The 13,514-nt window shown below is 66.7% G+C and carries 13 protein-coding genes; 4 read left to right on the top strand and 9 right to left on the bottom strand.

Going from position 1 to position 13,514, the window contains the following annotated elements; all coding sequences use genetic code 11:
* Positions 1–16: 16 nt before the first annotated feature.
* Positions 17–1,762 carry a M14 family metallopeptidase gene (locus tag FHR95_RS05970; RefSeq protein WP_183313703.1) on the bottom strand — a complete coding sequence of 582 codons (1,746 nt, stop codon included), beginning with the start codon at positions 1,760–1,762 and terminating at the stop codon, positions 17–19.
* 140 nt (positions 1,763–1,902) lie between these two features.
* On the opposite strand from FHR95_RS05970, the gene FHR95_RS05965 reads away from it, so the two are divergent.
* The 3 genes from FHR95_RS05965 (at position 1,903) to FHR95_RS05955 (ending at position 3,938) form a co-directional block, all read left to right on the top strand.
* Positions 1,903–2,661, top strand: a complete 759-nt coding sequence (locus FHR95_RS05965) for a VIT1/CCC1 transporter family protein (RefSeq protein ID WP_183313702.1) — start codon at positions 1,903–1,905, stop codon at positions 2,659–2,661.
* 146 nt (positions 2,662–2,807) lie between these two features.
* Positions 2,808–3,245, top strand: coding sequence for a nucleoside deaminase (locus tag FHR95_RS05960; RefSeq protein WP_040187727.1), 438 nt, complete (start codon positions 2,808–2,810; stop codon positions 3,243–3,245).
* A 186-nt stretch (positions 3,246–3,431) separates the two neighbouring features.
* Positions 3,432–3,938 (top strand): Hsp20/alpha crystallin family protein, encoded by a 507-nt coding sequence (locus FHR95_RS05955; protein ID WP_183313701.1) that lies wholly within the window; start codon positions 3,432–3,434, stop codon positions 3,936–3,938.
* A gap of 138 nt (positions 3,939–4,076) precedes the next feature.
* Here FHR95_RS05955 and FHR95_RS05950 read toward each other — a convergent pair whose 3' ends face one another.
* From FHR95_RS05950 to FHR95_RS05940, 3 genes are all read right to left on the bottom strand, one after another.
* On the bottom strand, positions 4,077–5,231 hold the full coding sequence (locus tag FHR95_RS05950; protein ID WP_257125559.1) for a histone deacetylase: 1,155 nt from the start codon (positions 5,229–5,231) through the stop codon (positions 4,077–4,079).
* 92 nt (positions 5,232–5,323) lie between these two features.
* On the bottom strand, positions 5,324–5,962 hold the full coding sequence (locus tag FHR95_RS05945; protein WP_183313700.1) for a DsbA family oxidoreductase: 639 nt from the start codon (positions 5,960–5,962) through the stop codon (positions 5,324–5,326).
* Positions 5,963–6,079: 117 nt separating this feature from the next.
* Positions 6,080–7,021: a 2-dehydropantoate 2-reductase gene (locus FHR95_RS05940; RefSeq protein WP_183313699.1), complete on the bottom strand. Its 942-nt coding sequence runs from the start codon at positions 7,019–7,021 to the stop codon at positions 6,080–6,082.
* A 168-nt stretch (positions 7,022–7,189) separates the two neighbouring features.
* Here FHR95_RS05940 and FHR95_RS05935 point away from each other — a divergent pair, with 168 nt between their 5' ends.
* Complete coding sequence (locus FHR95_RS05935; RefSeq protein WP_221199218.1) at positions 7,190–8,236, top strand: hypothetical protein; 1,047 nt, start codon at positions 7,190–7,192, stop codon at positions 8,234–8,236.
* A gap of 44 nt (positions 8,237–8,280) precedes the next feature.
* Here the strand turns inward: FHR95_RS05935 and FHR95_RS05930 are convergent, their stop codons facing one another.
* The 5 genes from FHR95_RS05930 to FHR95_RS05910 all read right to left on the bottom strand — a co-directional run bounded on the left by FHR95_RS05930 (position 8,281) and on the right by FHR95_RS05910 (position 13,429).
* Positions 8,281–9,258, bottom strand: coding sequence for a ribose-phosphate diphosphokinase (locus FHR95_RS05930; RefSeq protein WP_179862064.1), 978 nt, complete (start codon positions 9,256–9,258; stop codon positions 8,281–8,283).
* Between the two features lie 47 nt (positions 9,259–9,305).
* Complete coding sequence (locus tag FHR95_RS05925; protein WP_183313698.1) at positions 9,306–10,214, bottom strand: complex I NDUFA9 subunit family protein; 909 nt, start codon at positions 10,212–10,214, stop codon at positions 9,306–9,308.
* A gap of 22 nt (positions 10,215–10,236) precedes the next feature.
* Positions 10,237–11,079 (bottom strand): nitrilase-related carbon-nitrogen hydrolase, encoded by an 843-nt coding sequence (locus tag FHR95_RS05920; RefSeq protein ID WP_183313697.1) that lies wholly within the window; start codon positions 11,077–11,079, stop codon positions 10,237–10,239.
* A 74-nt stretch (positions 11,080–11,153) separates the two neighbouring features.
* On the bottom strand, positions 11,154–12,467 hold the full coding sequence (locus FHR95_RS05915; RefSeq protein ID WP_183313696.1) for an MmgE/PrpD family protein: 1,314 nt from the start codon (positions 12,465–12,467) through the stop codon (positions 11,154–11,156).
* A 101-nt stretch (positions 12,468–12,568) separates the two neighbouring features.
* Positions 12,569–13,429, bottom strand: a complete 861-nt coding sequence (locus FHR95_RS05910) for a glycine betaine ABC transporter substrate-binding protein (protein ID WP_425485266.1) — start codon at positions 13,427–13,429, stop codon at positions 12,569–12,571.
* Positions 13,430–13,514 lie beyond the last annotated feature (85 nt).

Below are 13,514 nucleotides of genomic sequence, written 5' to 3'. Positions count from 1 at the left end.
GAGGCGTCGCGGCGGCTCAGTCAGGGCCCGTGGCACCGGGCTCCGCGGGGATCGGGATCGTGCGGTGCACCTCACCCAGCCGCGGGCTGCCGACCCGCACGGTCACCTCGCCCTCGCCCAGGACTACCCAGCATACACGGGCCTGGTGGCTGTTGCCCCGGGAGCGCTGGAACCAGGGCATCTGGGCGGCGTCACCGAGGCCACGGCCCCAGCCCTCCAAGTGCCCCAGCACCCGTCGGGCCCGGTCGGGTTCATGCAGCCAGCAGTCTCGGGTGCAGGCCTCGGCCTCCACGCCGCTGTTCCAGGGGCGCGCCTGGGCAGCCTGGACGCCATAGCTCGGCAGGTAGCCGTGGTTGGCCACCGTCACGGCCAGCGCATGGACACCCTCGGCCAGCGGCGTGCAGTGCACCGCCTCGATCACCAGCCGCGGCATCATTGAGGCGACCTGAAGCCAGTAGGCCGCCAGGCCGTCGCAGATCGCCGGCAGGATTTCCGGCGGCGGGTTCCAGATACCGAGGCTCGCGTCCAGCCCGCCGACCTCCACCTCGCCCAGTTGGGGATGCGTCAGCGGTCGCCAGTCACCGAACAGCCGCTGGCCATTGCTGATCCGGTCCCATTGCGCCAGCCGCTCCATCTGCTCGCGGTCCAGGGCAGTGTAGTGGTCGATGAAGCGCTCGGGACGCGGCAGGCCGAGGCGCTGGAAGAGGTCCCAGAGCTCGCACACCTGGGCCACGCAGCCGCGCTGGTGATAGGCGAACTCGATGAGATCGCCATGCAGCGGGGTCTTGGGCTGGTAGCTGAATTCCTCGTAGCTGCTCACCGTGGGGTAGCCGGTGAACGACTGGCCCCAGGCGGCCAGCTGACGGTAGAGCGCGAGGTCCTGTGGGTCCATGTCGCTGTCCGGGGCATCGACCGGCGGACGGATGAAGACACCACCGAAGGTGTGCAGGTTGAGCCAGGCGTAGAGGTTCGGGTGGGCGAGGGCGAAGTCGATGACGGCCCGGGTCTCGGGCGCGTCACCGGGATAGTGGCCGGCGCCAACCTGTTCCGGTTCGGGCCGCCAGCCCCAGGGGAAGTTGCGGTTGAAGTCCGGGGTGTCGACCAGCCAGTCGGGATCAGGGATCGTCTCGCCGTCCCAGTGCTCGATCACCCCTTCGGGGTAGAGCCGCCAGTAGGGCGGCGGATCCTCCACCCGGCGCGGCAGCATCAGCCCCGGATGGTCGGGGGATGCGACGAAGTCGCCCGCCTCGTCATGTCGGCGCAGGTAACGACAGCGGCCGTCGCCCTCCAGATCCTCGGCGTGCCAGCGGGGACAGTCGGGACTGCCGGCGGTGCGCCGAGGCGCGGAGCGCACGAAGCCACCCTGGCTCAGTACCTGTTCGGCACCGTCCGGCGAGAGTCGCGGGCAGATGTAGAACAGCACCTCGCGCAGCGCTCGGCACTGATGCTCTGGCCACCCCCCGGGAAGCAACGCGGGGTCCAGGTGCAGGGCCAGGACCATCTCCGCCACGGCCAGGGCCACGCTGGAGCCGGCCAGCTCGGTGCCGTGCATGTTGCCGTCCACCCAGACTGCGGGGCGCCGCCTGTCGGGCTCGTGGCCGACAGTCAGCACCCAGAGTTCGCGTCCCTGCTGGCTGGTGCCGATGCTCTCCAGACGCGCCAGCTGCGGGTGGTCTCGGGCCCAGCTCTCGAGCTGGCGGGTCAGCGCCTCATGGCTCAGGTAGCGGTGGCGGAAGGGGCCGTTGAGCGTGTCATGGGTCATGCCGATGCCTCGCCGTGCCGTTTTACGCTGTCAGTATGGTGCATCCTTCGGGAAGGGGACGTCGGTGCCGGGTCTTACCCGTCTCGGGCCGGTTGTGCCAAGCTTGGGCCAGGATGCATCACGCAGCGATGGGAGGCCCCATGAACGATCGGCGGCGTGAGGCGCTGGAACACGAACATCGCCCGGAAGTGATCGAGAAACGGCTGCGCGCCCCCTCGAGGCTCCGACACCTGCCCGATGCCATCCTCGGCGGCATCGATGGCTGCGTGACCACCTTCGCGGTGGTCTCCGGTGCCTTCGGTGCAGGCTTCTCGTCCACGGTGGCGCTGGTGCTGGGCGTTGCCAATCTGCTGGCAGACGGTTTCAGCATGGCGGTCAGCAACTATGAGGCAATCCAGGCCCAGCGTGAGCACGTCGACGGTGTGCGTCGCAGCGAGAATCACCATATCGATGTGGTGCCCGAGGGGGAGCGCGAGGAGATCCGTCAGATCTTTCGGCGCAAGGGGTTCGAGGGGGAGGTCTTGGAGCAGGTGGTCGAGACCATCTGCAGCAACCGCGAGACCTGGGTGGAAACCATGGTCGCCGAGGAGCACGGCCTGCAGACCGTGGGGTTGAGCCCGATGCGCTCGGCGCTGGCCACCTTCGTCGCCTTCCTGATGGTGGGCGCCATGCCGCTGTTGCCCTATGCGGTGCCGGGGCTGGATACCACTCGGCAATTCCTGACGAGCCTGGCGGTGGCCGGGCTGATGTTCTTCCTGATCGGCATGGGCAAGAGCCTGGTCTATCACCAGCCGCTGCTCAAGTCGGGGCTGCGGACCCTGCTGATCGGCGGGGCCGCCGCGGGGCTGGCGTTTCTCACCGGCCACCTGGCGCAGTCACTGTTCGGCGTGGCGCCGTGACGTTAACGCTCGGCGCCGGCCAGGGATCCAACGTTGCGATGCTGACCGCTAATGCCTGGCGAATCGGCGCAACATGGCACGGCGATGGCGAGGGCCGGGGGTGGTAACGTAAGCTGGGCCGCACCGTCACGCAAGGGAGTCAGTGAATGGATCGCTTCATGCATGCCGCGTTCGAAGAGGCCCGCCACGGGCGCGATGAGGGCGGCATCCCCATCGGCTCGGTGCTGGTGCATCGAGGGGTGATCATCGGCCGCGGCCACAACCGTCGCGTGCAACTGGGCAGTGCGGTGCTCCACGGCGAGATGGATGCGCTGGAGAACGCGGGACGCCACCCGGCCGAGGCCTACCGTGAGAGCATCCTCTATACCACCCTCTCGCCCTGTTCGATGTGCAGCGGTGCCATCCTGCTCTACGGCATCCCCAAGGTGGTGATCGGTGAGAATCGCACCTTCCTGGGCGAGGAGGCGCTGTTGAAGGAGCGCGGCGTCGAGGTCGAGGTGCTGCAGGAGCCCGAGTGCATCGCGCTGATGGAGGACTTCATCGCCGCCTCGCCCGAGCTGTGGCACGAGGACATCGGCGAGTAGCGCGGTGTGGCCATCGTGCATGTGGCGATGCCGGCTGATCTGGGTCAAGTCGGTCGGGCAGGGCTGGACTACGCTTGATGATGAGGCGGCGTCGCACGAGGCACGGCATTCGTGGCATCAGGATGCACCTGCTGACCTCGTCATCTTCGACCTGTATTCCTGACCAGCAAGAGAGGAGTCACCGTCATGGCCAAGAAATCGTCCAAGGATGTTCCGGTCTCCACCGAGACACCTTCCCAACCGGCGGAAGCCCGGTCGATGAGTCCGTTCCGGGAGTTCGAGCGCATGCTCGATACGCTCTTCGATCGGGGTGGAATGCCCTCACGCTGGGAGCAGAACCCCCTTTGGCAACGTTTCGCCGCCTTCGAGAAGGGCATGCCGAAGGTCGACGTCATCGAACGCGATGCCGAAGTCGTGGTGCGTGCCGAGGTGCCGGGCTTCGAGCGCGACGAGCTGGATGTCTCGGTGACCGACGGTGCGGTGACCATCAAGGGCGACCACCGCGAGGAGAGCAAGGAAGAGCAGGACGAATACGTCCACTCCGAGATTTCCCGCGGCTCCTTTACGCGGACGGTCTCACTGCCCAGCGAGATCGACGGTGACAAGGCGGCGGCCAGCTTCAAGAACGGCGTCCTCGAGCTAACCCTGCCGAAACGCAAGAAGGCCAACCGCCGCAAGGTCGAGGTCAAGTAACCCTTGGCGGTTGTCCCGGGCACTCCTTTCCTTTGAGAGCCAGTGGGCGGGTAGGAACCGGCGTACGACGACGGTCGACATCACCCGTTGTTTGACAGGGGCGCTAGCGTGGCCAGGCGAGCGGTGACGCCGTTGAATTCATGTCGCGCCCGATGGTTCGTCCGAACCGGCGTCGGATTGCGTGTCCGACGCATCCGGTTCGGCGACGAAGGCGCTGCGATGGAAGGCCGCTGCGGCCTCCACCTCGGCAAGGCCGCGCAGGCCGGGCTCGTGGGGCTCGTCGCCGGCGAGCACCTGAAGCACTGACCTGACCCCGCGCGATAGCGATATCAGGTTGTAGCCGCCTTCCAACACGAAGACCAGCCTTCCTCCACACTGCCGGCGTGCCAGGCTCTGCAGGATCCCGGTCATGGCGGAAAAACCGTCATAGGACACATTCAGCGCCAGGTCATGGCTGTGGGGGTCGAACCCTGTCGAGACCAGGATCAGGTCGGGACGGAACCACTCGGCCGCCGGTACCAGAATCTCGCGGAACGCCTTGAGATAGGCGATGTCACCGGCATCGGCAGGCAGGGGTACATTGACGTTGGTGCCATCCCCGAGGCCTACCCCGACCTCTTCGAGACTTCCCGTGCCGGGATAGAAGGGAGAGGCACGATGGATATCGAAGAACAGCACATCCGGGTCGGCCCAGAAGATGTCCTGGGTACCGTTGCCATGATGGGCATCCCAGTCGATGATCATGACCCGCTGGCATCCCAGCGCCGCCCTGGCATGGGCGGCAGCGACCGCCACATTGTTAAACAGGCAAAAGCCGCGGGCGCGGACCGGTTCGGCATGATGACCGGGGGGCCTGACTAGCGCGAAGCTGCTCTCGGCGCGTCCCGCCACTACCGCCTCGACGGCAGCGACTGCCGTGCCGGCAGCCACTTCCGCCGCCTCGACGCTGCCGGGCGACACCGCCGTGGTGTCCACATCCAGCCAGGCGCTTTTCCCGCGCAGGTGGTAGATGCTGTCCAGATAGGAGCTGGTATGGACGCGCCCCAGCTGCTCGCGAGTTGCCGGCATGCCGGCCTCGAAGGTCACACCGGGGACCGGTTCGAGTTCCAGCAGGTGCCGGATGGCGGAGAGCCGAGCGGGGTGTTCGGGATACTTCCAGGGCACCCCCAGCCCCGACAGCAATGAGCGGACTCGCTTGTCCATGCGTCCGGGCAGGAAGGGGACGTCGATATTCGGCTCATGGGCGAGCATCCGCTCGTCGTAGAAGGCGATCACGCTGTTCTGTTTGGCCACTGTAAGACTCCCCATTGTGCGCAATGCACCAGCCAGACCTCACAACAGCATATCAGGGTAACGGCAGCGGGGCGGGAGAGTGGCCCGTCATATTAGCGTATGGCGTCGAGCAGACGTTCCATCGCCAGGAACAGCTGACGGCGTGGCTGGGCGCCCTCGAGCACGCCGGCGTGCTCGCCGTCCAGCGAGAAGCGCAGGCCCGGCACGCCGCCGATACCGAGTTCCCGGGCGGTCTGCTGATCTGCTTCTACCTGTGAGCGGAAATCGCCCTGCGCCAGCGTCCGGCGCAAGGCCTGGCCATCCAGGTCGAGCCTCTGCGCTACCCGGACGAGTGCCTCGGGGTCGGCGAGGTCCAGGCTCTCCTCGAAGAAGCCACGGAACAGCGCCGAACGCATGGCGCCGGTGGCTCCGGGGCGGGCCGTTTCCTGCGTTTCCGCCCAGGCCGCGGTCTCGTGGGCCAGCCGCGAACGGGGCTGGAGGCGGGGCAGGCGCAGGGTCATGCCGCGCTCCGCGGCCATGGGGTAGACGGCGCGTTGCCAGACGTCGTGCAGGTAATCGCCATCCGGATCGAGGGTCGGCTCGGGCTCGGGGCGCAGCTCGAAGGCGCGCCAGCGGATGGCCACCTCGCCACCGAACCGCTGGGCCAGGGCATCGAGCTCAGGGGCTTCCAGATAGCAGAAAGGACAGACGTAGTCGCTGAAGACATCAAGCGTGATGCGTGGCCGGGTCATCGGGTGCCTCCTGTGGCGATGCGGCAGGGCCCGCAAGGGTAACAGCGGGTCGCCGCGCAGGACATGGCGGGAGAAGGCAGCCACGGCGGCCCCGGCCAGTGGGCGACGAAGGTCGGTTCACGCGGGGGGCTCGCCGCCGCGTGCCGCTCGCTCCTGGGGTAGAAGGGCGGCATGGATCATGTCGTTGATCGGGGTGGCGACGCCGACCTCGCGACCCAGCCGCACCACGGCGCCGTTCTGGGCATCCAGTTCCGAGGGACGCCCTGCCATGATGTCGCGCTGCATGGAGGCGGTGCTCTCGGCTGGCAGCGAGTCGATGAATGCCAGGGCGCGCGTCACCGCATCCTCCGGCAGGTTCACGCCTCGGGCCCGGGCCACCGCCTCGATCTCGGCGAGCAGGCGCTCGGTCAGCGAGCGCGTTTCGGGGAGGGCGCGGGTCACCCCGATGGGCGCGCGGGTGACGGCGCCGATACCGCTCATCGCGCAGATGAACAGGAACTTGCTCCATACCGCGGCCTGGATGTCATCCGGCATCTCGGCGCTGACGCCCGGGGCACGCTGCAGGGCGTCCCGCAGGCGCCGGGCGGCGTCGTCCTGACCGCGGTGTCGGGCGCCCAGGCGCACGAAGGGCGCGACGCCGGCATGACGGATGCGGCCCGGGCTCTCTCGCCAGGCGAGGATGCCGCACAGGCCGTCGAGCACTGGCGCCGCGCCGAGCACGTCGGCCAGGATGTCGGCCGCTTCGACGCCGTTCTCCAGTGGCAGCACCAGGGTCTTGGGTCCGACCATCGGCCTGATCGCCTCCGCGGCCTCGCCAACCTGCCAGGCCTTCACCGCCACGATCACCGCGTCCACGACGCCCACCTCGGCCGGGTCGTCGGTGGCTCTTGCCGCGTCGAGCGTTACATCGCCCTCGATGCTCGACAGCGCCAGGCCGTGGTGGCGAATGGCCGCCAGATGCTCGCCCCTGGCTATGAAGGTGACCTCTTCGCCAGCCTGTGCCAGACGAGCGCCGAAGTAGCCCCCCACGCCGCCACTGCCCATGATCGCGATCTTCATCCTCTCTCCTTGCTGTCGGTGATGCTTCCCCGGAGCATACCGCCATGGGCGCGCGTCGGCGATGATCGACGGGGACGGCGGTGATCATGAGGTCGGATTGATGAAGCGCACGTCCGGGTTCGTCAAGAAGGTGTGATACGCTCTCGCCATGTCGGGAGTAGAGGACTCATGGCCAAGGATTCTTCCCACAACGCTGCCGCGGCTGCCAACGACGTCTCACTCAGGGACAAGGTCGCGTTCCTGTCGAGCGCTCGGGCTTACTCCGGGTTCGCGGGCGAAGTGGATGTCGTGGAGACCCATATGGCCTGGGTCTTTCTGGTGGGAGAGCGCGTCTACAAGCTCAAGAAGCCCGTCGAGTACACCCATCGTGACTGCCACTTTCTGGGCGACCGCGAGATGCTTTGCCACGAGGAGGTGCGCCTCAACCGCCGCCTGGCCCCGGATGTCTATCTCGGGGTGGCAGCGTTACGGCTCGATGATCATGGCGGCCTTGTGCTGGAAGGTGAGGGGCCGGTAGTCGACTGGCTGGTGGTGATGAAGCGGCTACCCGAGCACCTCATGCTGGATGTGGCGCTGTCGCGGGGGGATGTCACCAGAGACCGGATCCTTCGGGTCGCCCGGCGGCTAGCAACCTTCTACCAGGGGCTCGAGCCCGTCGAGATGTCGGTCGACACCTACCTGGAACGCTTCCAGCGCGAACTCGACAGGAACCGTGAGGTCATCGCGGACCGCCAATTCTCCGTGGCGGGTGACGGCGTGGCGTCCATGCTCGAGCGTCTCGATCGCCTGCTCGAGGAGGCGCCTGAGCTGCTGGGCAATCGTCCTCGCCAGGGGCGGATCGTCGAGGGGCATGGTGACCTGCGTCCGGAGCATGTGTGTCTTTCCGATCCGCCGGTGATCATCGATTGCCTCGAATTTAGCCGGCCCCTGCGGCTGGTGGACCCCTTCGACGAACTCTGTTTTCTGGGGCTCGAGTGCCAGCGACTCGGGGCCGCCTGGATAGGCGAGTGTCTGGTCAGCGAGTGTGCCGACATTCTCCAGGACCGGCCCGACAGGCGACTGCTGGCCTTCTATACGGCGTATCGTGCCTGTCTCAGGGCCCGCCTGTCGCTCGCCCACCTGCTCGAGCCGAACCCGCGCACGCCGGACAAGTGGGAGCCCCGGGCCAGGGAGTACCTGGCACTGGGGCTAAGGGCGTGTCGCGAACTCGACTAGCAGGAGATGTGCCGGATACTCCGGCCACTCGCGAACTGCTGCCATTACCCCGGGCCCTCGAGCAGTTCGGTCAGCGAGCCATTCTCGTGAACGCGGCGGATCGCCTCGGCAAAGAGCGGGGCGGCGCTGACCACTTCCAGGTGTTGGTCGACCACCTCGGCATCGAGGCGGGTTGGCGGGACCGTGTCGGTAACGATCAGCTTCGTCAGTTGTGGGTCACTGACGACCTGGTCAGCATCGCCGACGAAGAGCCCATGTGCCGCCAGGCCATAGACCCGTTTTGCGCCTCGCTCCAGGCAGGCCTGCGCGGCGCGCAGCAGGGTGCCGCCCGAGCTGACCAGGTCATCCACGACCAGCACGGTAGCATCCTCGACCTCGCCGGCCAGCAGGGTGCCGCTGACCTTGCCCTCGCTGCGGCGCTTCTCCATGTAGGCCGAGCCGACCTCGCGACCCAGCATGGGCTCGAGCATCTCCCTGAAGCCCTGGGCGCGCTTCACGCCGCCCGGGTCGGGGGAGGCCACCACCACCGGGCCATCGCCGCAGCGATCTCGCATGTAATCGGCGAACAGCCGGCGCGTGTCCAGCGTATGGGTGGGGCAACGGAAGGCATTCTGCAAGGCCGCGGGGTTATGCACATCGAGGGTCATGACGGCGTCGATGCCCATGGCCTCGAGCAGCATGGCCATATAGCGCGAGGTCAGCGGGTCGCGGGACTTGGTCCGGCGGTCCTTGCGGGCATAGGCCATATAGGGGATCACGGCGGTAACTCGCTGAGCGCCCGCATCGCGGACGGCGCCCAGGAAGAACAGCAGCCGACAGAGTCGCTCGTTGACCCCTTGCGTCGGGTCGCCGTTGAGGCTCTGCAGCACGAAGACATCTTCGCCGCGCACGCTTTCGAGCGGTCGCGCCTTGTGCTCGCCATCCTCGAAGTCGCGTTCCTCGTGTTCGGCCAGCGAGATGCCAAGTTCCTTGGCCACCTTCTCGCCGAACGCTCTGCTGGGATTCAGGGTAAAGAGTTTCATGCTTTGCAGCATAGACGCTGGGTTCCGACTCTGGCGAGGAAGATGGGTCAGGAGCCGGAAGATCCTGGGCAGTTCGGCAGGCTCTCGCGCAGCGAATGGGCCAGGATGCCCAGGTCCTCGAAGCCGCCGACGTCGCTGTCGGCGACGTTGTCGCGCTGCATCAGGATCACTTGGTCACGGGTCAGCGGTGGCCCGGGCAACCAGGCGGCCAGCGCTGCCATCAGCCGCCAGACCGGGAATGGCAGGGGCACCAGGGGCCGCTCGCGCTGCAGGTGGGCGAGCAGCATCTCGAGAATCTCGCGATAGCTGAGCACCTCGGGGCCGCCGAGTTCGAAGAGGCGGCGTTCGGTGCCGGGATGGCCGGTGAGTCGGGCGATGGCGCGCGCCACGTCAGCCACGTACACCGGCTGAAGCCGGGTCGTGCCGCGACCGAAAAGCGGAATCAGCGGCAGCCGGGTCAAGCCCTCCAGGCCGGAGAGAAACGCATCACCCGGGCCGAACAGCACGCTGGGTCGCACGATGATCGCCTTGGGCATGGCCTCGAGTACCGCGTCCTCGCCCCGGGCGCGGGCCCGCACGTAGGCCGAGGCCGAGTCGCGACGAGAGCCGATCCCCGAGACCAGCACCAGCCGGTCAATGCCTGCCGCCCGCGCCCGGCTGGCCAGTCGCCCGGCACCCGCGACATGGATGGTCTCGAAGCTGGCCTCGCGTGTTTCCACATAGAGGCTGACGGCATTGACCACGGCGCTCGCGCCCTTGAGGGCGTCGTCGATGCTCGCCTCGTCACGAATATCGGCAGTGACGAGCTCCACCGGGTCACCGTCCTCGAGCCAGGCGGGCAGGGCCGGGTGCCGGCTGGCGATGCGCACCGCGCGGCCGGTCTCGACCAATTCGCGGACAACGGCACTACCCAGAAAGCCGGTGCCGCCGAAGACCGTGACCGGGCCCTGGCGCATCACCTCTCTCCACCGAGGCCGCTCATCGGTAGCCGGCCATCAGCTCGCGCACCAGCGGCGTATCGGCATCGCGGTGGGTGGGCAGTTCGAAACGGGCTCGGGCAATGGCGGTGCGTGACATCTCGGCGGTGATCAGCATCTCGCCGTCCTCGGCCTCGGCGAGCAGTTCACCGCGGGGGCCGAGGATGCGCGAGCCGCCCCAGAAGTGGCTGCCGTTCTCCGGTCCGAAGCGATTGGCCATGATCACCGGCGTGCCGTAGGTCATGGCGTAGAAGCGCACGTTCAGCGCCCAGTTCTGCTCGTTGGAGAAGTCGTCACTAACGATGCCCGAGGCCGAGTTGATCGGCGCGCAGAGCACTGTAGGACGCGACAACAGCGCGGCGTGCACCAATGCCGGATTCCACAGGTCGGCGCAGATCAGCTGGGTGGCCGACCAGCCGGGGCGCACGGGGGTGTTGGTGAGCTGGCTGCCGTGGGTAAACCACTTGCCTTCTTCGAGGCCGCCGTAGGTGGGCAGGTTCAGCTTGCGGTGCACGGCGGCTATCTCGCCGTCCTGGAGGATGGCGAGCGCGTTGTAATACTCGCCCGGGCTGGCTTCCTCGACGAAACCCACCACGGTCTGCATCTCCTGGCAGGCCAGCGCCAGCTCGCGCAGGCGCGGGTCTTCCAGCGGCATCGCCACCTGCATCACCCGGCTGCCAAGGCCGTAGCCGGTCAGCGATAGTTCGGGAAAGACCAGCAGCTCGATGCCCAGGGCGCAGGCCTCCCGGATAGTGTCGAGATGTTGGGACAGGTTGGCATCCACGTCGCCGAGCGTGGCGTTGATCTGGGCGGCGCCGACGCGCAAGCGGTCCTGATAGTGCATGGTTGGGGCTCTCCAGCAATTTTGCCTCATGCTAGCGAGGTGGGGGCCGGGCGTCGATGCCCGCCCGCCTCGGGTCAATCGGCCTCGGCCGATGTCAGCAGTCCCAGCAGGTCGCTAGCCGGGCGCTCCTCCAGGGTCATGACAGTGTCGTACAGCGTGGCAGTCCGGTCGCCGAGCAAGGGGTCGGCGAGCGCATGATACTTGGCGGTGAGCTCCTTGTCGGAGAGCGGGTTGTGGGGGTTGCCGCGGGCCTCGCAGGGCATGCTCTCGACGATCTGGCCGTCGTTCAGATGGAGCCGTGCTGTCGCCCAGCGCTCGGCGGGAAAGCAGGCGTTGAAGGCGTCACTTTCTATGATCTCGACCCGCGAGGCGAGCTTGCGCAGCTCCGGGGTGTCGTAGGCGGTGACGGCCTCGGCATCCAGGGTGCCGCGGCCTAGGGCGCAGGCTACCGACCAGGGCAGGCTGTACTGGGCCTGCTCGGTGGAGACCGGGTGCACCACATGCAGCCGCCTGGCTTCGTGAAAGGTCACAACCTCGATACGTGAGATGGTGCTCGGGTCGTCGACCCGCTCGCGCAGGGTCAAAACCGCCTCCACTGCCGGTTGGGCCCAGCGACACACCGGATAGGCCTTGAAGTACTGTTCATGAAGGTACCAGCGTTGACCCAGGTCGCCCCACACCGCCTCGACCTGCGGGGCGGTCATGGTCAGCGCGGGAGCGCCAGTGAAGCCGTCTCGCGCCAGAAGGGCCGCGGAGATACCGGTCATGGCGCCCCAGCCGGAACCATCCTTGAGCATGGTGGGGTGGTCGATGCAGCGCATCATCTGGCTGCGAGGTCCATAGAACTCGGCAATACCCAGCGCATGATGCAGGCGGTCAGGGTCGAGACCCATCAGTCGGCCGGCCACGGCGGCCACGCCCAGGGCGTTCCAGGCCCCGGACGTGTGGTAGTCGGGACTGCTGGCGTGCAGGGCGATACCTGCCCGGGTTGCCACTTCGTAGCCCAGGATCAACAGGCCAAGGAAGTCACGGCCGGAGAGGTGCCTTGCCTCGGGCAGGGCGATCAGGCCCGGCAGCAGCGCGACACCGGCGTGTCCCTTTGTCAATACCTGGCCGTCATGGGCGTCCAGGGCGTCGATCAGCCAGCCACCGTGCAAGGCCACGCCGGTCGGCGAGGACCGTCCGGCGGCGAAGAGCAGAGGCTGATCCCCGCCGTGCTGCGTGGTCACGAAGCGACGAGCCATGTCGGCAAGCTCGGTGCGCGTTGCGCCCGCCGCCACGCCACAAAGGTCCAGCAGGCAGCGCTTGGCCTGGTGGACCAGGGCAGGGTCGAAGGCGGCAAGATCGGCATCGCGGATCCAGTCCACGGACGCAGGGTAGGCGGTCATCGTAAGCTCGGTGTCGGTCTCGGGTCACAGACACGAAGACCGCCCGTGGGCGGCCTTGTGTGCATCGTCAATGACTGGCCTGCCAGTCAGGGTGGGAACGTTTACAGCAGGTCGTTGTTCTCGAGGAAGTTCTGGGCCACGTCTTCGATGGTCTTGCGCTCGACGTCGACCCGCGCATTGAGTTCGGCCATGGTCTCGTCGTCGAGCAGGCCGGAGAGGGTGTTCATCTGCTCGGCCAGCTCCGGGTTGGCCTCGAGGGTCTCCTCGCTCACCACCGGGGTCAGGGCGTAATCGGGAAAGAATTGTCGGTCGTCTTTCAGTACCGTCAAGTCCAGTGCCGGGATTCGGCCATTGGTTGCGGTGGTCATGGCTACGTCGACTTCACCCTGGTCAAGCGCAGAGAGGGTGAGCCCTTGGTCCATACGCTTGACATTGCGTCTGCCGAACTCAAAACCATAGGTATTCTGCATCGGGCGGAGCCCATCATCACGGGAGTAGAACGTGGCATTAGAAGCGAGTACCAATTCATTGCCTGAATTGATGGTTTTGGCAAGGTCAGAAATAGAGCTGATGCCGAGCTCTTTCGCATGGTCCTCGCGCATGGCCAGCGCGTAGGTGTTGTTGGCCTCGGAGGGCTCAAGCCACACTAGGCCTTTCTTGGCATCGAGTTCCTTGACGCGCTGATAAGTTTGTTCAGGTGTTAACTTCTCGGTCACCTTGTTATAGCTGATCAGTGAGGTGCCGGTGTACTCCCAATACAGGTCTACCTGCCCGCTTTCCTGAGCCTGACGAAGCACGGACGTTCCCATTCCCGAGCGCTCATCGACATCGTGGCCTTTGGCCTCGAGGTACTGGACCGTCATGTCGGCCAGGATCAGCTGTTCGGTGAAGTTCTTGCCGCCGACGGTAATTGTCTCGGCTTGCGCCATCACTGATGTGGCAGCCATCACGGTGCCGGTCATGACTGTTTTCAAGATGTGTCGCATAGAATCGCATTAGCCCTTGATAGAAAATGCCCGCTCCCTAGGGAGCGGGTCTGTGGCATGT

This window comes from Halomonas fontilapidosi, assembly GCF_014192285.1.
GTDB classification, from domain to species: domain Bacteria; phylum Pseudomonadota; class Gammaproteobacteria; order Pseudomonadales; family Halomonadaceae; genus Halomonas; species Halomonas fontilapidosi.
Note: the sequence above shows the minus strand (reverse complement) of the source record. Positions and strands in the feature narration are given on the sequence as shown.

Excerpts from the sequence above, each read along its gene's own strand:
- FHR95_RS05940 (WP_183313699.1), bottom strand. The coding sequence starts at position 7,021 with ATGAAGATCGCGATCATGGGCAGTGGCGGCGTGGGGGGCTACTTCGGC.
- FHR95_RS05935 (WP_221199218.1), top strand. The coding sequence starts at position 7,190 with ATGGCCAAGGATTCTTCCCACAACGCTGCCGCGGCTGCCAACGACGTC.
- FHR95_RS05955 (WP_183313701.1), top strand. The coding sequence starts at position 3,432 with ATGGCCAAGAAATCGTCCAAGGATGTTCCGGTCTCCACCGAGACACCT.
- FHR95_RS05930 (WP_179862064.1), bottom strand. The coding sequence starts at position 9,258 with ATGAAACTCTTTACCCTGAATCCCAGCAGAGCGTTCGGCGAGAAGGTG.
- FHR95_RS05960 (WP_040187727.1), top strand. The coding sequence starts at position 2,808 with ATGGATCGCTTCATGCATGCCGCGTTCGAAGAGGCCCGCCACGGGCGC.
- FHR95_RS05920 (WP_183313697.1), bottom strand. The coding sequence starts at position 11,079 with ATGCACTATCAGGACCGCTTGCGCGTCGGCGCCGCCCAGATCAACGCC.
- FHR95_RS05925 (WP_183313698.1), bottom strand. The coding sequence starts at position 10,214 with ATGCGCCAGGGCCCGGTCACGGTCTTCGGCGGCACCGGCTTTCTGGGT.
- FHR95_RS05910 (WP_425485266.1), bottom strand. The coding sequence starts at position 13,429 with ATGACCGGCACCGTGATGGCTGCCACATCAGTGATGGCGCAAGCCGAG.
- FHR95_RS05965 (WP_183313702.1), top strand. The coding sequence starts at position 1,903 with ATGAACGATCGGCGGCGTGAGGCGCTGGAACACGAACATCGCCCGGAA.
- FHR95_RS05970 (WP_183313703.1), bottom strand. The coding sequence starts at position 1,762 with ATGACCCATGACACGCTCAACGGCCCCTTCCGCCACCGCTACCTGAGC.
- FHR95_RS05915 (WP_183313696.1), bottom strand. The coding sequence starts at position 12,467 with ATGACCGCCTACCCTGCGTCCGTGGACTGGATCCGCGATGCCGATCTT.
- FHR95_RS05945 (WP_183313700.1), bottom strand. The coding sequence starts at position 5,962 with ATGACCCGGCCACGCATCACGCTTGATGTCTTCAGCGACTACGTCTGT.